Raw genomic sequence first — 20541 nt, 5'->3', positions numbered from 1 at the left:
CATGTCACCCGAACGCAAAGTCCGTGAAGGCCTCCTTGAGGGACCCAGGGTCCCTCAAGGAGGCCTTCACGGACATCACCTCCAGCAAGACACCTTTGCCTTACCCCTCAATAGAACCCGAAACACCACTCACGACCCGTTCGCAAAGCCACACAAAGTGCCCAAAACGGGCGCTCCAACTGAAATAAGTGTCTCATGTGGACGATCGAGGTCGCGATCTGCTCTCGCGAGCCAGTTCAGGCGGGCCGCGAAAGCCTTGCCCGGCAGGAGACTCGATCGCGCCACATTTGCCTTGCCCCTCAAAATAACTCACTGGATGTACTCGAAGACCACCAGCGCATTGACCCAGGCGGCGTTCCCGGGCGGGGCCACCTCACTCATGGCGATCGAGTCCACCCGGAGCTTGCCTTTATTCTTCTTCAAGGTCTCGTTGATCTCGGAGGCGATCTCCGCTGAAGAACGTGCGCGGTACGCCTCAATGATCTGCTGCGGCATGGAGGCTTCTCCTTCGTCGGTGTTGAATCTTCTATATAACGCGGAGAAGGCATCGCGCTCAACCGAACAGGTGCGAGCTCGCACGCCGGACAGGGAGCCCGCTGCCGGCGCCTGGGCCGTGCCCACCCCCATGAGAACGGTCAAACGAACCCGACCTGACCGCCGCAACCGTCGGCAGGCCCGGTCGCGGCCGCCGTGTGACTTCCGAAAGGAAGCCTTCGACGACAAGGCTCATCAGTTCGCCGAAGGTCATGTCAGGGCGGTGTCAGTGCCGTGTCAGATGCTCCGGCCACCATGCGTCGGTATGAATGACACGCAGAAGCCCACAGCCGCAGGAGAATCCCCTCCCCCGTACGGGATGGCAAGGCGCCTGCTGGCCGACCGGCACTCGCTACCGTTGTCCATCGCTCTGCACCTGGTCCCCGGCGCCCTGATCGTCGCGGCCTATCTGCTGATCACCGAGCCGTTCGTCCTGGCCAACGGTTATCCGGTGTTCCTGGGTTGGGCGATCGCGCTGTGCCTGGTTCTCGGACCGCTCATGGCGGGCCTGTACTGGCTGGGGTACAAGAACAACGGCCGATTCTCCTTGCGCGGCGTGCTGCACTACACCGGCAAGCCGCTGTCCCGGGGCAAGGTCGCCGCCCTGGCAATCCCCCTGTTCTTGTGGATGATGGTGCTTTCGATCGCGCTCATCCCCCTGGACAACTTCCTCTTCGACCACTTCTTCACCTGGCTCCCGTTCGCCGACGCGGGCGGCAGCGCCACTACCTACCTCGCGGGCAACGACCGCTCGGTCATCCTCGGCACACTGGCGATATGCCTGCCGTTGACCGGAATCTCGCTACCGCTCATCGAGGAGTTCTACTTCCGCGGGTTCCTCATGCCCCGCATCGCCCACCTCGGCACGGGTGCGCCGATACTCTCCACGGTCTTGTTCTCGCTGTACCACTTCTGGGCCCCGTGGACGTTCGTGTCGAAGCTGATCTTTTTCTTCCCCGGCCCCTGGTTCGTATGGAAAAAGAAGGACATCCGTCTCTCGATCGGCATGCACGTCGGCTCGACCGCGATCTCGACGGCAGGCGGTATTCTCGCGCTGGCGCTGAACCTCGTGTGATTCCCGTACGTCCCGGCGTGACGCCGACCGGATGAGGGACGGGCGGCGCCACGCGCGGGTCAGCTACTGCCGGGTCATGACGCTGGTGTAACCGCCTCCGCCGGGATAGACCCACTCGCCGGTCATGACCGTGCCGCCGTCGGTGAAGGTGCCGCGGAAGTAGGCGGGGCTGCCTGCGGCGCCTGCCCAGATGGTGAGGGTGTCGCCGTCGAGTTCGTAGACATAGTCGAAGGTGTTGCCCTGCGAGTCGTAGAACCGGGACGCGACCTCCTCGCTGACCGGCTCGCCGAAGGGGTGCAGGTGTCCGATCACCTCGAACCCCGTCACGGCCTGGCCGTACTGTTCCAGGTCCACGTGCTGGATCAGGAAGAATCCGCCGAGCGCCGGCTCGTAGCGGACGGTGCCGGTGGCACCGCCCGAAACGGTCCAGGTGCCGACGAGCCGGTCGAGGGCGCGGAGGCATTCGCTGGGCTTGGCCGGGGTGTCCTGCCCGTGCTCCTCGGCGCTGGTGTTCTCGGTCACGGTGTGCTCCGTATCTGTCGGTGCGACCGCGGTTCAGGTCGCGCTCGCCGGTACCTCGGAGCAGGCGGGCGGTTCTCGACACGTCTCGCCCGAGAAGTTCGAGGAAGGATTTCTCGGCGGCATGTCGAAGCGGGTTGCCCGGCTCCGAGGTACCGGCGACGCCGCCCCATCGGGGCGACACCGAACCGATACGGAGCACATCGTGAACACGCCCACCCACACCGGGCAGGTCAACCGCCCGCGCACCCGGACCTTGCTAGCGGCCGCGGCCCTTGCCGGGCCCTTCTTCTACGTCTCGTCCGCGACGCAGGCGCTGACGCGGCCCGGGTTCGACATCGGCGTCCACCCGCTCAGCCAGCTCTCCACCGGCACACCGGGTTGGATCCAGCAGGTTACGTTCGTGCTGGCAGGTCTGGGCGTGATCGCCCTCGCCGTCGCGCATCGCCGGCTCGTCACCCAGGGAGTCGGCCGGCGCCTGGTGCCGATCTTCCTGACGGTCTTCGGCGCGGGATTCGTCGTCGCGGGCCTGTTCACGATGGACCCGCAGAACAGCTTCCCCGAGGGCGCCCCCTCCGGCGTCGTGGAGATGTCGTGGCACTCGATCGTGCACACCGCCGCCGCGGCCCTGTCGTTCGTCGCACTCGCCGGGGCATGCGTCACCCTGCTGGTGCGTCACGTCCGCGCTCGTGACGTCCGGCCCGCGGTCGGCAACGGACTGGTCGCGCTCGTACTGCTGCTGCCGACCTCTCCCACCGAGTCGAGCATCCAGATCGCGATCACCGGGCTGATCGCCTATACCTGGGTCACGGTTCACGCCCTCGTCCTGCGCCGATCGGCGTGACCACCACTAGCGTGCAAACACGACAGTGCCGTTGAGGAGCCACGATCATGAAGTACCTGCTGTTGAGCTACACGCCCGCCGAGGCATGGGATGCGGCCACCGCCGACGCGCCCAGCCAGGAGGCGCTGGACGCGTTCGCCGCGTATCAGAAGTTCGAAGCCGAGCTGCGCGAGACCGGTGAGTTCGTCCTCAGCGAGGGACTCGGTCACCCGGCGGTATCCGTCACCGTCCGCAAGACCGACGCCGGTGTCACCGCGACCGATGGCCCGTTCGCGGAGTTGAAAGAGGTGCTCGCGAGCTTCGCCATCATCGACGTCGCCAGTCTCGAACGCGCCCGCGACATCACCGCCCGCATCGTCGAGGTGCTCGGCGAGCCCTTCGAAATCCGGCCGATCATGGGCGACGACTTCGCGTGATGTCCGGACCGGCACAGGCCCCGCCCCGGCGCGTCGAGCACGTACTGCGCGAGCAGACGCCGCACGTGCTCGGGGCGCTTGTGCGGCGGTTCGGCCGGTTCGAGCTCGCCGAGGACGCCGTGCAGGAGGCCCTCCTCGTCGCCGTCCAGCGCTGGCCCGGCGAGGGGATCCCGGACGAGCCGCGCAGCTGGCTGATCCGCGTCGGCTACCGGAAGATGATCGACCTGATCCGCTCCGAACGGGCATCCCGTCGCCGGGAGGAAGACGCCGCCTACGCCGATCCCGTGCTCGTCGACCCCACCCAGCCCGCCCCGGTCGTCATCGGCCATGACGACAGCCTGCAGGTGCTGTTGCTGTGCTGCCACCCTTCCCTCAGCGAGGTCTCCCAGGTCGCCCTGACCTTGCGCGCGGTCGGTGGTCTCAGCACCGAGGAGATCGCGCACGCCTACGGCGCGGCCGAGACCACGATGGGCACCCGGATCAGCCGCGCCAAGCAGACCCTGAAGAAATCCGGCGCCCGCTTCCACATCCGCGACGACGACCTCGCCGGCCGCGTCGCGGTCGCGATGCGGGTTCTGTACCTGATCTTCAACGAGGGCTACACCGCCACCGCCGGCGACCGCCTCACCCGCATCGACCTCACCGCCGAAGCCATCCGGCTCACCCGGATGCTCCACACCCTTCTCCCCGACGAGGCCGAGGTCGCGGGGCTCCTCGCGCTCATGCTGCTCACCGATGCACGCCGCGACGCCCGCACCGACCCGCACGACCGGCTCATCGTCCTGCCCGAGCAGGACCGTTCTCGCTGGGATCAGGGCATGATCGCCGAGGGGCGGCGGCTCATCGACGATGCCTGGCGACAAGAGCGCGTCGGCCCCTATCAGCTCCAGGCTGCGATCGCGTCCACGCACGCGCAAGCGGCATCCGCGCAGACCACCGACTGGCCGCAGATCGCCGCCCTCTACCTCTGGCTCGAGCGCCTTCAGCCCACCGCTCCCGTACGCCTGGCCCGCGTCGTCGCCGTCACCGAAGCCTTCGGCCCCCGCCGAGGGCTCGCCCTCCTCGACCAACTCGACCGCGAGCACGATCTCACCGACGACCCTCTCGTCACCCAGCGCACCCACGCTGTCCGCGCCCACCTCCACGACCGCCTCGGCGACCACGATCGAGCCGCGGCCGAATACCGCACCGCCGCCGAACTCACCGCCAACGACGCCGAACGCCGCTACCTCCTCGAACAGATCGGGCGTCAGGGCGAAACCGCCACGTGAGTCCTGGGGAGCCGACGCCTTCTGGACGGTCTCCAGCACCTCAGTGCCGGTCGCAGTCCGACGTCGGCGGCTCGGTCACCTGCGCGGCTATCAAACCTGCTGCGTCAGTGTCGAACACCTTCACGCGGGTGGGCCGCGCAGTATCGGTCGGCTGTCTGATCCGACCAGCGCCTAAGCAGGACGTAGTCCGCCGGAGATACGGCAGAGTGAGGTCATGCGGAGAGCGTGGGTAGGGATCTCGGCCGCCGCAGCGTGCGCGGCGATGGCGGCCATTCTGCTGCTCGCGGGAAACCTGGAGATGCTGTCCTGGATAGCCGGTGCCGGCTCCTTCATCATCGCGGTCCCGACCCTCGTCCTGGCCCTGACCAACCACTCCGGCGCCAGCGGCGATTCGACAATCCACCCGAGCCGGGGAACTGAGGCGGCCGATTCAGGACAAGCGCACCTCCCCGACACCGGCACGGTGGCGAGGAACCCGGGAACGGTGATGGTGGAGCTGACCACGCGCCGCATCAGAACCGCGAACCGGCTGTCCCACGCGGCCGAGGGTGCGGGCCAGGGCTTCGCCGCGATCATCGTCCCGGTCGTCGTGATCGGCTTGTTCGACAGTGCCACTCGGGCCGCGGTCCACAGGTCCCCGATGACCTTTTTTCTGCTGGCTGCGGGCGCGGCCGCGTTGGTGGCCTTCCTGGCTTGGCTGGCCGCTCCGGGTGGCAAGGATCTGCTCATCGTCAACGACGAGGGCCTGACCATCATCGACAAACGCCGTATCCGCTACGGCGACACGTCGTTCACGATTCCCTGGCCGCTGTTGGAACGCGTCCGGCTCGTGTCCTCCACCCAGGCCGCCTTCTACATCCTGATCGTGCAGTTCAGGAACGCGGAATCCGAGTTCGAAGCGTCGCAGGTCAGTACTTTGGAGAAGCGGGGAGACTCCACCTCGGACGGCCACATCATGGCCCGGCTATACGTGGCCTCGGCGGGTACGGAACTGCTGGGGCGGGTGCGCAGGGCGCTGGCCGAATTCGGAGGGCATCGCTACGCCGAGTAGTTCAAAGCGGCTGAGCGTGGACGGCGTCCCGTGGCTGGTGATCGGTACCCCCGTCATGATCACCACACTGGACGGAACCCGCACCCCGTTGGGAATCGAGGTCTACTCCGCCCACCTTTCCCAGGCGCGCAGAGAGGTGTCGCCGCTGGGAATCGATCAGATCGTCTGCACCGCGCTCGGCGTCCATGTGCAAGGGGGCGGTGCGCGCACAGCGAAAGTGCGGCTCGGATTCACCATCGGGACCACCGAAGCGGACGCGTCGCGGACGTGCCCCTTGATCGAGTGAACCGACCGAGCTTTCGCCGCGCGGACGGTGAGGAAGAGCGGGCCACGGGTACGGTCGCCGAGTCAGCGGGCGAGCAGCCGGGCGGCGAGCCCGCCTCGGTCCCAGGTGACGATGTCCGGCACTGCCCTTACGCACGACGCCGACACGGGAGTTCCGCAGGTCGGTGTCCTCGACGTCGAGCGCGAGGGGTTCGGGCACGCGGAGCATGGTACGGCCGACCTTACCTGCTCCGGTTTGCACCGCCACAAGCCCGGAACCCCGTTGGACCACACCGAATAGCTCTATCAGCGGTCGAGCGGGATGACCGGCATTCTCTCGCACTCATCCGGGACTCCTCGATCCCGCGGAGTGTGTCCTTGCCGGTTGCAGTCCGCCGTCGAGCGGCTTTCCGGGGTCGTCCACAGCCGACGCATCCGGCGTGCCCCGCGCGTCTACCAGCGGCGACTCGCGCCCACGACGAGACATCGACTCCGTCCGCCGGCAGTTCCTCCGGCGGCTTCGCCACACCTTGGAATATTCACGGTTCCCCTCACACGTACACACTGAGCACTCGAAGCAACTACTCTGCATGGGTAGATGCACGTGCATAAGCACTCCCGCTCTCCCGCTCTCAGTCCCTGCTCGCAACAACAGCGTCACCGAGACTCGTTCGAGTTACTCCACACCATGAAAACGGGGGTCCAATCACAACTAAACGCAACCTTCTAAAAGCTACTTTCACTCGATCGAGTTATGAATCATCTTCATGTCTGAAAATTGCATTCAGTACGAGCGCCGCATATCTTTGCGCATTGCGCAAAAATCCTCCATGAATGAGCTCGCTCCCGCGTGCATCAAAAGATCAGGGGGTGCCATCATGTCGCCAGAGGCAGCCGATCTGATTCTGGTGCCGATTCGCTTCCTCCCGATATAGAACGGCGCGACCCCCTCCGACAAGGGAGTCGCGCCTATGTTGCCAGCCCAACAGCTAGTGAACGAAGGAATTGACAACATGCCGATGTTAGAGGCTGTCCCGCCGTCTAAGCCAGACGAAAGGGATAGCGACCCGGCTCGGCCGCTGAAGACCACCCGACCGGGCCCGGATCCGACGCGGGTCACGATCATCATCACCGATGACGTTCCGAAGTTTTGTCGACAGTCGCCCATCCTTGCGGCCGCGGTGCCACGACGGGCGCGGGGCGCGCATCGTCGACCGGTGCCCTCGGTGATCGAGCTGATCGGTGACATCGTGGACAGTTCGGCCAGAACATTGCGGGCGTTACTACTGGCCAGCGTGCTACTCACGCTCGTGCTCGCCGGAGTCGTCTTGAGCGCGCGCAGTGTGCTCGCCGGCATCGGCGCGGTGCCCACCACGATCGTCAGCGTCTTACTGGCTGTTGTCCTGGGCCGCCGACGCGACGTCCGAACCTCGGAAACGGACCGAAAGAACTGACCCGGCGACGGCTTGGGCCGGTTCCGCATCCGCATGCCGCCGCGGAACCGGCCCTGCTTCAGTTCAGCACGACCTCGTCGGCTGTTTACCGTTGCGCGCACGTCGATGTTTTACGCCTCCGCGCATGCTCCCGGCAGCGCCACACCGGGAAGTTGTACTTCCGGCGCGGCCACGCAACAGACGGAGCCCGCCAGTCATCAGCCGGGCCGGCGAATCGCGGGCCGCCGGCTCGGGCCAGAACCACTACGCACCCGCCCAGTGTTCGACAAAAATCTGGTTAGCGCCCACAAATATTTGGATAACCGCGCTCGTGCGTCAGCACGAGTATCTGCTCGATACACGAGCCCCATTCGGGTGAATATGCTGTCATGCACCCGCCGATCACCTTCCGCACCCTTGCGCTTGGAATATTCAAGTCCGACGCTGGAACTGGAATAGTCCAACATTTCAGAAGCACTTGACGAGGGGGCAGTGATGAGGTTTTACGAACCTTTCGACGTCAACGGGGCCTTCGCTGATCTGGGATGGCAGCGCCCACGTCTTTGCGGACCCAACTCCGGCTCCTGCGTCGAGGTCAATCTAGGGAGCCGGGGCCTGGTGGGCGTCCGCGACAGCAAGAACCCCGGCTCCCCGGTCCTGGTCTTCGACGACGAGGAGTGGGAACGCTTCCTCGAAGCAGCCAACGCGGGGCAGTTCAGGCGCGACCACAGGGAGTAACGCGCAGGAGGTTCTCACGTGGTTTCACCGGCCCCAAACGGCTGATGACCTCAATTGACGTGCCACTTTCTGGCGAAAGAAGCCACATCGTGTCCTACAATTGGGGAGTACTTCACCGCCGATTGGACGACGCAATCTCGTGGCTCGTTTCACTCCACCGCCTTCAGTCGCGACCCAACAGCGTGAACTCGGTCGCATGATCGCCGCCGAGAGGCGTGCGCGGGGACTGACCCAGCAGGATCTCGGGAACGCTATCGGCTACTCACAACCGAACGTCAGCAAGATCGAACGCGCCGCCCTGCAGATCCGGCCGGCAGAACTGAAAAAGATCATCGCCACACTCGGGATCGCCTCAGAAGACGCCGAGAAAATGCGGGCGCTCAACGAAGCTGCCGAGGCGAGGCGGGTACGAGCGGAGTTTCGGCTTGCCGCCACGCCCGGCTGGTTCCGCGACATCCTCACCGCGGAAGGGGAGGCGAAGGCGATCTACAGCTGGACCGGTGAACGGATCTCGGGGCTCCTGCAATGCGAAAGCTATATGCTCGACCAGTTTCTGGCGAGCGGTCGCGCCGACGTCGACGACGCTGTCCACGAACGGCAGATCCGCACGAAACTGTTCGAACAGCACCCCGACCGCGACTACCACTTCATCATCAGCGAGAGCGCGGTCGATCGGCTCCGCAGAGCACGCAAGATCGGCGGGGCGGCGGTAGCACTCGAGCAACTCCGCCACATGATCGACCTGGCCGAACGGCACCCATCGGTCACCATTCAGATCGTCCCGTTCGACGACGGGCCACTGTATGCCGAACTCGACTTCCATGTGCTCCAGTTCAACGATGGCGACCAGGACTTTGCCTACAACGAATCGATCAATGGCATCACCACTCATGACAAGAAGGAAGTCCCTCACCACCTCGACGCCTGGCAGTCCATGCGCAACAGCGCCCTCACTCCCAAGGAGTCGATCGCGCTACTCCGGCAGGCCGCGGCCTCGTGCGCACGCCCACCGCACTCCACCTGATCCGAACAGCTACCTTACGCATCTTCGACACCACGACTCGGAAGGAGACACGCCCCGTGTCCGAGCCCAATGATGAACAGTTCCCCCCGCCAGGTGTCGATCTCACACACCCGAGCCCGGCACGAATCTACGACTACGCCCTCGGCGGCACCAGCAACTGGGAAATCGATCGGCAGTTCGCCGACAAGCTGATCGCCGACTATCCCTTGGTCAAGTCCATCGCCCTCGCCAACCGCATGTTCCTGCACCGTGCCGTACGACACCTCGTCAAAGCCGGCATACGCCAATTCATCGACATCGGGTCCGGCCTGCCCACCATGGGCCACACCCATGAAGTAGCCGATCGCCTTGCCCCCGGGCAAGCTCGGGTCGTCTACGTCGACTACGAGCCCATCGCCGTCGCCCACTCCCGCAGCATCCTGCGCGAACACGGCGACGAAAACCGGCACACTGCCATCCACGCCGACATGCGCGACACAGACCGGCTTTGGGACGCCATCGCCGATACCGGCATCCTCGACCTCACCCAACCCGTCGCGCTGCTACTCATCGCCGTCCTGCATTTTCAGCAACCCCCAGCGCACCCCGACACCGACAGCGATGACATCGGCGCAACCGTCGTCGCCCGCTACCGTGAACTCCTCCCCCCGAATTCCTACCTGGCCATCTCTCACGCCACCAACGACAACGTCCCCGCCGCCCAAGCCAAGCTGCTCGCCGACCTCAAAGCCCTCTACGACAACCTCAGCAGCCCCGCTATCTGGCGTACCCACCAAGAAGTCACCGACCTCTTTGGCAACTTCACCCTCCACCCACCCGGCGTCACCTGGACCCCCCTCTGGCACCCCGAAGAAGCCAGCAGTCACGACATCAGCATCAAGTTCAACGATCCCAGTGAATCCGTCATCCTCGCCGGCGTCGCGCAAAAGAAAACCTGACGACCCCGGCATAGCGTCCCTTAGGCGGGTCGGCGTTTCGAGTGGGACGTTTCGTGGGCTCCACGGACTGATTGGGCTCACCGGAAACGTGTTCGAGGTCTGCCGTGCGGACCAATCGTGGCGACACCGAGGGAACGCCCAAACCCGCCGATGGCGCGGCCAGGATTTCTTTACGCTGTAACGATCTTTGGCATTCGCCGACCCCAGTCCACTGGATCGCCTGCTGTCGTGCGGCATCATCTGCCGTGTCGAGGTCGAATATCCATCGACAGCAATCCGGCAAGCAAGCCTTGTTCCGAACCTACGGCTGCGTGGCTGGTAGTCAACGCTCCCGGACACCCCGACCTTGGTATGGACGTCAGCAGCCGTGGCGGCATGCCCGACAGCCGTAGAATCTCAGCCCTTGCGCTCCACCAGAAACACCGGCGATCGCACCCTTGTGCCACCAACGCAGGCTCTTCCACGTCTTGGTGTGGGTCTTGGGCTGCCGCCATGCCTTGATCCGCCCGAATTTCGCCGGACGGGCACCGACGTTGGCCTTTCAGGTGGCCTTCCAACCGCCGCCTTGCTGCGCGCGAATGGCGAGAGCACCTGCCTGCAGGACACCGCGCGCTCCTCTGCCGACCGCCGGAACCAGGCAAGCTCCGGTGGCTGGCACCCTGGCGCCTGTGCCGCGGTTGTTCCAGACCCAGGTCGCGGCTTGTGTGGTCTTCTGGCCGACCCAGCTCACGGCGTTCGTGAACCAGTTACACCTGTCGCGAGATCCAGCCTGTTGATCGGATCGGCCAGGACGTATTCGTAGTCGTTGGCTGATCTTCCTTCGACAGCAGAAGGGTCGCAGTCCGCACTGCCAGACACAGCGGCCGACCACCGACCGCTTGTGCGGTCAGCGCGCTCTGGATCGGCTTTCGCATCGCACCACCAGCTCAGGAGCACACTCCACGATGCAACGACGGCCAGCGCCGAACCGGTCCGCAGTCGATCACCGGACGGGCGTCAAAATCGCCCCTGGACCCCAAACACGAAGAAAGCCCAGGCCACCTGGCCCGGACTTGCGCTCCCCTGCTTGGACTCGAACCAAGAACCCTCCGGTTAACTGATTCCAGTCGGCACCCGGTCTCCGTCGACGCCGGGTTGTTCGAAGCCAAGCGGACCACGAGTACATCCGACGTCCCGAACAGATCGACCTCGCCAAACCTCGAAGCAGAAAATACTGCTACCTCAAACAACCAGGTCAATTAGTGTCGTCCCGCGCAGGCGGGGTTGGTCCGTTGTGGGGTCGGAACCAGGTTTCCTGCAGCGGTCGTCCCAGCGCGAGCAGGATTGATCCCGACGACGCCACAGTCGGACTAACGACTTCATCGTCGGCAGCCGCACTTCGCTGAAGCGCGACCTTCTCGACGAAATCGGCGTCGATTGCCTGGCACTCCGCCGGATGTGGCGCGCGCCTGTCACATCGAGACGACGTCCGCGCGGCGTGCTACCGGACCCACGCGACAGAGTGAGGACCGGTTCCTTCCGGTCCTCACTCTATCTTCAGCTTCGGTTTAGGCGTATCCCCGCACTTTCTCCTTGCGTGGCCGGAAAAGTAAACCCACGACGCCTGGGTTCCCGGGAAGCGACCATTGGCCACCGGGCCATTCGACTGCCGCTGGACGCCAGCCGAGCAAGGTCTTCCTGGAGACCAGCGCAAGCTGCCCGTCGACCAGCGCTCGTGTGAACGACGCGAACTCCCTGACGTCGTCCGGCGAAGCCTCGTCCAATTCGAATGGGTCGAAGTCGTCGAGGAACAGTTCCCCGGTGCGTCCGGCCATGCGCAGTTGCAGGCGCGGTGCACCCGAGACGGTCGGCTCGAGTCGGACTGTTGTCTCGGCATCGCCATGGTCGATGGTAAGGGAGACCGTCCCGCTCTCGATCAGCTCCCGGTAAGCGGTTCTGAGCGCTCCCACGAACGGGTCGGCTGTTGGCTGCGAGTAGTTCATCGTCCTCCCTTGACCATGTGGTAGTGGAAGTGGACGTTGATCTTCTTGCCACGCCATCGCACATAGCGTCCACGGAATCCCAAGAAGGTACGCTTCGATCCCACTCGCAGTGCCAGGCTGTTATGCCCCTTTTGCGCGTTGCCCTTCCATGTCCAGCCGAGTCTGAGCTTGTCGTTTCGGTTCAAGATACCGATCTTGTGCCTGCCGAACAACTTGCTGGACGCGCCGAAGTACTTCGACTTCTGCACGACCTTTCCGACCGCGGCGACGTAGCGAGCCGCGCCGAAAGTGACCGCGCTTGCCGCATACATCGCCGCCTTACCCCAGTTGCCCTGGACCGCGTTGCCCACCGCGGCGATGCCGCTGGCGACCGTCCCGATCGGCCCGGGGATCCAGGCCGCGTACTCGGCGACCGTGGTGACGACGTTGACCGCGGCCTTGAGCCAACCCCACATCTTGCCATCGAGGTCGGTGGCGTTGATCGGGTCGCCCGCGACGTAGTCGTAGTCGTTGGCCGAGCCGCCTTCCACGGGGTCGACGGACAGGAACCGGCCGAGCAGGGGGCTGTAGGGCCTCGCTCCCATTTGGACGATCGACAGCGCACCAGTGTGCTCGTAGGCGCGCTGGTGCTCGCCGAGCCAGCCGTAGTCCATCGCGCCAGGCGAGTTGTCCGGCACGTTCTGGGTGTCGACCGCGCCGGTCGCGGTCAACGGCTGGCCGTAGGGATCGAAGGTGCGGAGATCGCCGGTCTGGTGACCGGCTGCGTCGGTGGTCAACACCAGATCGCCGCGAATCGACGGGTGATCGAAGGACGGTGTGAACGCGCCATCCGAGCCGACCTTGGCCGAATAGAGCACGCCACCGGGTAGCGACAGCGTGAATGACGTCAATCGATCGTCGGCGCCGAGCGTCAGGTCTGCGGCATCCTCGCCGTTGGTGTAGCCATAGCGCACGACGGTGTTGCTGTCGCAGTCACGAGGGTCCCGGCGCACGATGCGGTTTACCGCATCTCGCGTGTACGCGATAGTCGCGTTGGCCGCGGCGTTGGGACCGCTTGTCGCGATGCCGATGTTCCGATCGGACCCGTCCCAAGTCAGCGTCGTAGTTGCGCCGCTTCCATCCTTCCAGCCGGTCGTATTGCCGTTGGCGTCGTATGAGAACTCGGATAGCGCGCTCGCACCTTCGGTCGCGAGGATGCGGTCAGCCGCGTCGTAGCAGTAGCGGGTCTCAGCAGTGCCGGCCGTGGTTTCGTCCAGCAGCCGCATCCTGTTGGTGTTGAGGCCGGCGCTGCCCTGGGTACCGGCCGGACAGGTCGCCGACGCCGTCGACGTGTAGTCATAGGTGTAGTGATGTCCGGTGACAAAGGCCTCGGTGAGCCGTCCAACAGCGTCATAAACATAGTTCGCCGCATTGGGCCTGGCATCGATGCCACCGAGCGACTCGTCGACGATGGTGCCGGCCGCGGTCCGCTCGACTTGGGACACCACCGACTTGCCGTCACTCGTCTTCCAGCCTAGAGCCAACTGCCGGGCACCGTTGTCCTTCGCAATCGAGGACAGCGAAGTGCCGTTGCCATAGTTGACCGTGGCGAGTTCACCGGCGGCGTCGTAGGTGATCGATGCCAGCATGACATCGTCGAGCTTCTGGGTGAGGACCTTGCCCGTGTCGTCGTAGGTGACGGACATCGTGCGCGGTGCATCGGCCTTGTTCGGAGGGTTCACCGTGGACGTGACGGCGCGACCGACGAGGTCATAGGACGTAGTGGTACGTACGCCGTTCGCGTCGGTGTACGCGACGCCCCGGTCGAGGAGGTCGACCGTGCTTGAGATCGTGCCCTTGTCGTCGGAGATCGACGAGGTAAGTGGATCGCCACCTACCGCGTAGTCGTGGATGACAGTTCGTGCGGGCGCGTCCTTGCTGGCGGGAATCTGCTCCTGCAGCGGCCGGTCGCGGTTATCGTAGGTGGTGCAGGTCCACGCACCGCCGGTCGACTCCGCGACGACCCGACCTGACGCGTCGTATACGCGCTCCTCCACCCTCGCACTGCCGGCGGCCGGCGCGGAAGCAAGAGTGCGCTTCGGCATACCGCCCTGGTTGATCGCGACGCTGCCCGGCGCGCACGGGTTCACCCGGGTTTCGGTGTCCCCGTAGTACTCGTAAGTTGTCTTCGCACCGCTCGCCATGGTCTTGGCGGTCTTGCGGAGATAGCCGGAACCCGGTGCTTCGTAACTGACCGAGCCGCCGACCTTGAGCCCGGACGGGTTTGCCGAACCGGACGTGGCCAGGCCGTATGCCGGATCGATTCCGGCGTCGCCGAACGTCGTGGTGGCGACCTTGTCGGCCACTCCGGATGATTCCGACGCCGTGCTGGAAGTCTTCAGACCGTAGCGGGGGCGCAGTTGGGTTCCGGGCACGGGCTGCTGAACACCTGAAGGCGTCGTCCAGTGCAGCTCGAGCTGGGCGGTCAAGTCGAATTCGTAGTAGTCGACGCGGATGCGCTTGGCCTGCCCCGGCGTGTCGCTGTGCACCACCGCTTGGCGCCATTTCGGCGTCGTGTTGATCCAATCGTCGAGCACGATCTGGTCATCTACCCACACGCGGACACCGTCGTCGGCGAGCACTCGCAACGTGTAATCCCCTGCGACGGGAAAGACGATGTCCCCAGTGGCACGTAGAGAGAAGTGGTCCGCAGGCACACCGGCCGTCGGGGCAGCGCTGTTCCAGTTCTTGACGAAAGCGCCGTCCGTGGTGCCCAACCCTGTGGTGTACGCCTTCGGGGCGCCCGAGAGCTGGTCGTTCTCGTACCAGCTGACAGCGAGACCGTTGATCCCTTCGTCGTAGCCGTCGTGCCCGTGGGCCATACCACCCGGGCAGTCCGACTTCGGTTGCAGTCCGGAGAAGCACGATGTCGGAGCGGGGCCGTAGGAATCGACCGGGCGGTCGGCGTAGTCGTAGACGGTCGTCGTCTTGCGGCCCGCCGGGTCCGTCGTCGACAGCGCCAGGTCCTTGGGTGACCATTCCTGTGTCGTGGTCTTGCCCGCGGCGTCGGTCGTGGACGTGGTCCGATCGGCATCGTCATAGGTGACCTTCGAGAAATAACCGGGCGCGGGTGAAAGCCCGGCAACGTCCACAAAGGTCTGTCGGTTGGCCGAATCGTACCGGTACGAGCGTGTCGATCGTGGCTGCCCAAGCGCCGGTACGGACGCGGCGAACCCGGTGACCTTCGGCTTCGTGGCAGTGTCGTAGGTGATCTGGTTGGTCAGATCGGCTTCGCTGCTCTTCCGGTTAGCCGAGTCCGCGGCGATCCAGTCGTTCGCGAGACTGCCGCGCAATCCGGTGAGAAGCCCCGTCGCGTTGTAGCCATAGTCGGTGATCTCGGAACCAGGGTCCTCGATCCGGCCCAGATTGCCTCCGACATACCAAAGACGGGTTTCGGTTCCATCCCAGTAGCTGATTCGACACAGCATCTGCGACGGCGGAAGAGCCTGCGCGCCCGAAGGCGGGGTGACCCCGCCATAGCAATCATCGCCGGGACGGTTGTAGTGCAACCCGTGCGACCGGCCGGAGACCGGGTCCTTGATCTCCCGCAACCGGGACGGCGCGCCGTCATAAATATATTGAAGCGCCGCCGGCTTGCGCGAATCGGTTGTAGCGGATTGGCTTTCGAGCTTGCCGTCCGAGCGGAAAACGAAGACATCGCCATTGTCGGTCAGGGTGACCTTGCCCGCCGAATCCAAGGCGAGCACGCCATCTTCGTTGTCCGGCGCCTTGTATCCGCCGGTGCTCTTCTTGGTCCACGTGTGCTTCGCGGCGCTGGCATCGGTCAGAACGATGGTCTGGTCGGCGACCTTCGCTTCGATGTAGCTCGTTCCGTCACCGTCCAAGTCAGCCGAAAGCGTCCAGCCCTGCGGCAATACCGGCAGATCGCTGGTGCTGAGCCACTCGGCGGGAACGACCTGCGGCGCGACCGTGGTGTTGTCGGTGGTCCGCACGAACAGGCGCATCTTGGCCGCACCGGTTGCCTCGGCGTTCTCGACCTTGATCGGGACACGCTGGCCCGCGGTGAGTAAAACGCCGGTGGACTGAGTCCAGTTCACGTCGCTCGGGACACCGACGTCGTAGACCTTCGCGCCGTTGATCCAGACGACAGCGCCGTCGTCGTGCACACCGGCGAACTGGTAGGTGCCGGCGACCGGAGCCTGGAAGAACCCTTCCCAGCGAGCGACGAACCAGTCCGGAGACAAGGCGGGCGCGAAGGGCGACTCGACTCCCCAGTCGACATTGACCTGTGGCTCGGTACGTACCAGTACCGGTTGCTGAGCGTCACTGATCAGGCCGTTGTGCGACAGGTCGGCGAAATAGGAGGCTTTCAGCCCCTTGCTGTCACGCTGCTGCGAGTTGTAGGTGAGGTTCAGGCCGGCGTTACCACCGACGGTGGTGAACGTGGGGCTCGCCTGCGATGTCGTCACGTTCCCGTTGGCGAGGTTGACCTTGACAGGTCCGGCGTCGTCCGTCGGCGACGGGCCGTGGTCACCGATTCGCTGGTCGACCTTCAAGTGCCCGATCCATGTCGGGGTGATCGTCGTGCCGCCGCTGGAGGTCATCGCCTGCCAGGTGTAGGCGACGCCGTCCTGCAGGGTCCCCGCCGGAACGGTCCAGGTCGGTGTCGAGAGGCAGCCGGACTCGACCACGACCCCAGATTTGGCGTCGGCGCCGGTCGCGATGCGGAAGCAGTACTTGACCGCGTCGCCGTCCGGGTCGGTCACCGGCTTCACCGACAAGGTCGGGGTGAGCGAGGTCGACACGGTGCCGTCGGCCGGAGCGAGGAGCGTGGCCGCCGGCGCCGGGGAGCCGGTGTCGACGGTCAGGGTGGCGTTGAGGTTCTTGTAGGTCCAGGTTCCGGCGTTTTCGGCGCCGATCAGCATGAAGAAGACCGAGCCGTCGCGGGCGTTGACCCGGTCGCGGATGAATCCGGTCAGGCCTTCGCCGACGAAGCTGCCGACGTCACCGACCAGGGCGCTGGTCATGTAACCGCCGACGCCGTTGAAGTTGAACGCGGACGCGTGGTGCAGGTTCGCGTTCCAGGTCTTCAGCGAGCCGACGACGCTGGTGTTGCGGGTCAGGTCCATGCGGGCGCCGACGACGGTCTTGCCGAACAGCGGCGTGTAGTCCACGTTGAAGACACTGCGGTTGTAGGTGTCGCCCTTGGCCTGGCTGTTGCCGATCCGCAGACCGCAGGCGTCGCAGTTCGTGCCGTCGGAGCGGTACGAGTGGGACTCCTTGACCCCGTAGGTGAAGGTCGGGTCGACGTAGACGGGGTAGACGCGTTTGGGGTCACGCAGCCAGTTCGCGTCGACGGCGACGGTGAGCCACCAGTCCGCTCCGGCCTGCTCGAGAGTGTAGCTGCCGCCGGTCATCGCGGGCGCGGTCTCGCCGTCGCCCGCGGAATCCCAGGTCTCGATCGGCGGCATCACGATCTTCGCCATGCCAGCCTGATCGGCGAGGACGACGGTGCCGTTCTCCAATTTCGGTGTCAGGCCACCGGTGTTGAGCTTGAACTTCCACGATGACCGGCCATCAGCGGGCAGGCGCTTGAGCTTGATGGTCTCCTTGACCGCGCCCGGCGTGACCTCGTACTCCAGGTCCGTCCCGGCCGTGACCTCCGCATACGTGACCGAGTCGCCCTTCACCGCGGCGGTCGAGCCCGCGGCCTTGTCCATCGCGAGGCTCGCGGTGTGCCCACCGGACTCGACCTGCAGCACCGCGCTGTCGTCGGCCTTCGTCGCCAGCGACGGGCTCAGCGGATGCTGATCCGCACCGGCGCGCTTCGTCGCGGGATCAGTCGACAACGTGGTCTGGACCGGCTGCCAATTCCCGGCAGCGTCCTGCACGTTCAGCGGCTGGTTCGACTGCCGCACCGACCGGGTTCCATCGGGATTCTCGTACTCGGTGACGAACATCGACCGCGACACCGGTTTCGACCGCTGCGGATCGAAATGACTACCCGCACCGCCGTCAAGCCGGGTGCTGGCTCCGAAATCAGCCGTGGACGGTGCCTGTGGCGTGACCGGCGCAGCAGGTTTGGACGGCAGCACGCCTACGTCACGCGGATCGATCCGCTCGGCCGCCGCGGCGCGCGGCGGCGCCGAAACCGCCTCGGTACTCCCGATCAGCAAGACGGCGATCAGCGCGAAGACCACAGCTCTGATCCACCGGGTTCTTTCGACCTCACGGCGCAACAGGAACACGAATACCCCTTCATCACGACAGCGAACGCCGTCGACGCAGCCTTACCTCGGTCTGTCGGGGACCGCGGCGTGATCGAGGGAATGACCCGCCCGACCGAGCCGTTTGATCGTCGCGACCACACGCGGTCGTTACATCACCACCTGAGGTGAACCTCACTCTTGCCAGGCGGCGTCGGATCCCGTAAAGACACTGGTCAGCACACATTCGGCGCCGGATCGGGCAAAACGCCCGACTCTCCGGATTGTGCGCCTACCTCACCCCGGCAGGAGATTCGTGAACCACTACGCCCTCGCTCGCCCCGCTGACGGGGACCAGCTCCCGGGCCCCACGCAGCACCGCCTGTGGAGGCGGCCCGGTCAGGTCGCATTGTGGCTTTTCGCCGTCCTCCCGTTCGGGCTGGCGCTGTTCACCGCCGTACGGGCTCCGAAAATGCACGTGTTGCTCGATTACTGGCATGTCCTGGCGAAAATCACCGACGACAACGGTGATCTGCTGCTCGGGCAGGTGTTCACCTATCACCTCGATCAGCCCTTCGTCCTGCCATCGCTGGTGTTCTGGGCCGACGCGGCGTGGTTCGGCGGGGACAACCGGATCCTGACCATACTCACGGTGCTGCTCGTGGCCGGGATTGTGGTCTGCCTGTACTCGATGCTCCCGGATTCCCTCTCCACCACGAAAAAATCCGTTCTCCTGGCGGGCTTCTCGTGGTTGCTGTTCAGCTCCCACGCGGCGGAACTGTGGCTGCAGGGCACCAACGGGATCAGCTGGATCCCCGCGGTCTTCTTCTGCGTGCTCGCAATCGCGTGCGCACATCGTGGCCTGAGCTGGGCCGCAGTTGCCGCCGCAGCGCTGGGCTGCCTCAGTTTCGGCGTGGCACTGCCAATCTGGTTCGTCCTGGCCTTGATCGCCTGGCTTCGCAAGGACTCCCGTCCGCGTGTCCTGATTCCCGGCGCGATCGGGATTCTCGTTGTCGTAACATGGTTTCTGACCAAGCCCTCCGAGCAGCATTCCCTGGCCACGTCGGCGTTCGACCCCGACGGCAGGCTGTCCGTCCTCGCCGCGGCGCTCGGTGGGCTATGGTCGGCCGACGTCGCCGTCGTCGCGGTGATCGCCGGCGGGCTCACGATCGCCGCACTGGTTTACTTTGTCCGCGAAACAAGTCCTCGAGTCTCAGGTTGGATCGCGCTCGCCACCTACTCCCTCCTGCTCGCGAGCATGCTGGCGCTGGGCCGTACGACCGATCAGGCACCTGGCGGCAACGTCGGACTCATCAGCCGGTACGTCATCATCGGCGCGCTCGCCACCAGTGCCCTGCTCGCGTTGGTGGTCATCAACCGTCCACAATGGCCTCTACGCCACCTGATCGTCGCCACCATGACCGTCGCACTCCTCACCCATGCCATCGGCGGCGCCAAGGCCGATCGCGTCCGGCACGACTACGGCCCCTTGAATCTCGCGGCCATCGCCCTGCGCGTCGACGCCCCCACCGTCCTCGACGCCCTCCACATCCAGCGCGCAGCCGCAGCCGCCGCCCGATCGCTCGGCGCGTATCCGTTCAACGACACCTTCACCCTCGGCTGCGGCGGCCCCGAACTCGGCAGCCACCTGCCCACACCGGCCCCCCTCCCCCGTAGCACGGAACCCGGGGACACACACGGCGAAATCGGCACCGCACTGACCGGAGACACCCTCCTCAGCGGCTGGGCCACCATCGGCGGCACACGCGCCGACTGCGTCCTCGTCGTCGACCAGAACGACATCGTCATCGGCGGCGGCCTCATCGGCTTGCCGGGTTCGGTCAGCAAGACGACGACCCCGGCGCCGGAAGGCATGGCTTGGCAAGCCGTCGCACCCGCAGGTGCGACGATCGGCGGAGTGGTCGCCGTCAAGACCGGTTCGCTCTACCGGCTGCAACCACAGAAATGAGGACAAACGGGCGACCGCAGGAACTGTCCCGTCGGAAGAACTCAAGACCTTCCAGAAGAGGGTGTACGACCACGGCAGCCTGCAGACACCGGGTCGTTCGAAGCCAAAGCGGACCACGAGTACACCTGACGCCCCGAACGGATCGAACTCGCCAAACACCAATGCGGCGCCGGGCTCAGGACTCCCGTCGGGTACACCACGCTCTACCTCAAGTTCACCGTCTGACATGACCGCATCGGTTCCAGGGTGCGCAGTGCGAGGGAAACCGTGGACGTCA

16 protein-coding genes are annotated in these 20541 nt (G+C 65.2%); 12 read left to right on the top strand and 4 right to left on the bottom strand.

Annotated features, from left to right (window positions below):
- Nucleotides 1-309 precede the first annotated feature (309 nt).
- Nucleotides 310-495, bottom strand: coding sequence for a hypothetical protein (locus ACFWMR_RS29860; protein ID WP_093933280.1), 186 nt, complete (start codon nucleotides 493-495; stop codon nucleotides 310-312).
- 358 nt (nucleotides 496-853) lie between these two features.
- Between ACFWMR_RS29860 and ACFWMR_RS29855 the strand changes: the two genes are divergently transcribed.
- The gene (locus tag ACFWMR_RS29855) at nucleotides 854-1609 is read left to right on the top strand and encodes a CPBP family intramembrane glutamic endopeptidase (RefSeq protein ID WP_244199602.1); all 756 of its coding nucleotides are present in this window, start codon (nucleotides 854-856) and stop codon (nucleotides 1607-1609) included.
- A gap of 63 nt (nucleotides 1610-1672) precedes the next feature.
- Here the strand turns inward: ACFWMR_RS29855 and ACFWMR_RS29850 are convergent, their stop codons facing one another.
- Nucleotides 1673-2131 (bottom strand): hypothetical protein, encoded by a 459-nt coding sequence (locus ACFWMR_RS29850; protein WP_378380785.1) that lies wholly within the window; start codon nucleotides 2129-2131, stop codon nucleotides 1673-1675.
- Nucleotides 2132-2333: 202 nt separating this feature from the next.
- On the opposite strand from ACFWMR_RS29850, the gene ACFWMR_RS29845 reads away from it, so the two are divergent.
- From ACFWMR_RS29845 to ACFWMR_RS29805, 9 genes are all read left to right on the top strand, one after another.
- Nucleotides 2334-2972 (top strand): DUF998 domain-containing protein, encoded by a 639-nt coding sequence (locus tag ACFWMR_RS29845; protein ID WP_378380784.1) that lies wholly within the window; start codon nucleotides 2334-2336, stop codon nucleotides 2970-2972.
- Nucleotides 2973-3019: 47 nt separating this feature from the next.
- Entirely contained in the window at nucleotides 3020-3388 is a 369-nt protein-coding gene (locus ACFWMR_RS29840; protein WP_378278664.1) for a YciI family protein, read from the top strand.
- Nucleotides 3388-4659, top strand: coding sequence for an RNA polymerase sigma factor (locus ACFWMR_RS29835; protein WP_378380783.1), 1272 nt, complete (start codon nucleotides 3388-3390; stop codon nucleotides 4657-4659). The genes ACFWMR_RS29840 and ACFWMR_RS29835 overlap by 1 nt, the downstream gene beginning before the upstream one ends.
- 214 nt (nucleotides 4660-4873) lie before the next feature.
- Nucleotides 4874-5710: a hypothetical protein gene (locus ACFWMR_RS29830; RefSeq protein WP_378380782.1), complete on the top strand. Its 837-nt coding sequence runs from the start codon at nucleotides 4874-4876 to the stop codon at nucleotides 5708-5710.
- A gap of 16 nt (nucleotides 5711-5726) precedes the next feature.
- Nucleotides 5727-5996 carry a hypothetical protein gene (locus tag ACFWMR_RS29825; protein ID WP_378380781.1) on the top strand — a complete coding sequence of 90 codons (270 nt, stop codon included), beginning with the start codon at nucleotides 5727-5729 and terminating at the stop codon, nucleotides 5994-5996.
- A 1204-nt stretch (nucleotides 5997-7200) separates the two neighbouring features.
- Nucleotides 7201-7428, top strand: a complete 228-nt coding sequence (locus ACFWMR_RS29820; protein ID WP_378380780.1) for a hypothetical protein — start codon at nucleotides 7201-7203, stop codon at nucleotides 7426-7428.
- Between the two features lie 471 nt (nucleotides 7429-7899).
- The gene (locus tag ACFWMR_RS29815; protein WP_378380778.1) at nucleotides 7900-8145 is read left to right on the top strand and encodes a DUF397 domain-containing protein; all 246 of its coding nucleotides are present in this window, start codon (nucleotides 7900-7902) and stop codon (nucleotides 8143-8145) included.
- A gap of 139 nt (nucleotides 8146-8284) precedes the next feature.
- Nucleotides 8285-9169: a helix-turn-helix domain-containing protein gene (locus tag ACFWMR_RS29810; RefSeq protein WP_378380777.1), complete on the top strand. Its 885-nt coding sequence runs from the start codon at nucleotides 8285-8287 to the stop codon at nucleotides 9167-9169.
- A gap of 56 nt (nucleotides 9170-9225) precedes the next feature.
- Nucleotides 9226-10107: an SAM-dependent methyltransferase gene (locus tag ACFWMR_RS29805; RefSeq protein ID WP_378380776.1), complete on the top strand. Its 882-nt coding sequence runs from the start codon at nucleotides 9226-9228 to the stop codon at nucleotides 10105-10107.
- 1547 nt (nucleotides 10108-11654) lie between these two features.
- On the opposite strand, the gene ACFWMR_RS29800 is transcribed toward ACFWMR_RS29805, so the two are convergent.
- On the bottom strand, nucleotides 11655-12089 hold the full coding sequence (locus ACFWMR_RS29800) for a hypothetical protein (RefSeq protein ID WP_378380774.1): 435 nt from the start codon (nucleotides 12087-12089) through the stop codon (nucleotides 11655-11657).
- Nucleotides 12086-17809, bottom strand: a complete 5724-nt coding sequence (locus tag ACFWMR_RS29795; protein ID WP_378380772.1) for a PA14 domain-containing protein — start codon at nucleotides 17807-17809, stop codon at nucleotides 12086-12088. Before ACFWMR_RS29795 ends, ACFWMR_RS29800 begins: the two co-directional genes overlap by 4 nt.
- A gap of 15 nt (nucleotides 17810-17824) precedes the next feature.
- On the opposite strand from ACFWMR_RS29795, the gene ACFWMR_RS29790 reads away from it, so the two are divergent.
- Nucleotides 17825-18487 (top strand): hypothetical protein, encoded by a 663-nt coding sequence (locus ACFWMR_RS29790; protein WP_378380771.1) that lies wholly within the window; start codon nucleotides 17825-17827, stop codon nucleotides 18485-18487.
- A gap of 124 nt (nucleotides 18488-18611) precedes the next feature.
- Entirely contained in the window at nucleotides 18612-20264 is a 1653-nt protein-coding gene (locus ACFWMR_RS29785; protein WP_378380769.1) for a DUF2079 domain-containing protein, read from the top strand.
- Nucleotides 20265-20541 lie beyond the last annotated feature (277 nt).

The organism is Amycolatopsis thailandensis, from assembly GCF_042723255.1.
Classification (GTDB): Bacteria; Actinomycetota; Actinomycetes; order Mycobacteriales; family Pseudonocardiaceae; genus Amycolatopsis; species Amycolatopsis thailandensis.
This window is presented reverse-complemented; position numbering and strand designations above follow the sequence as displayed.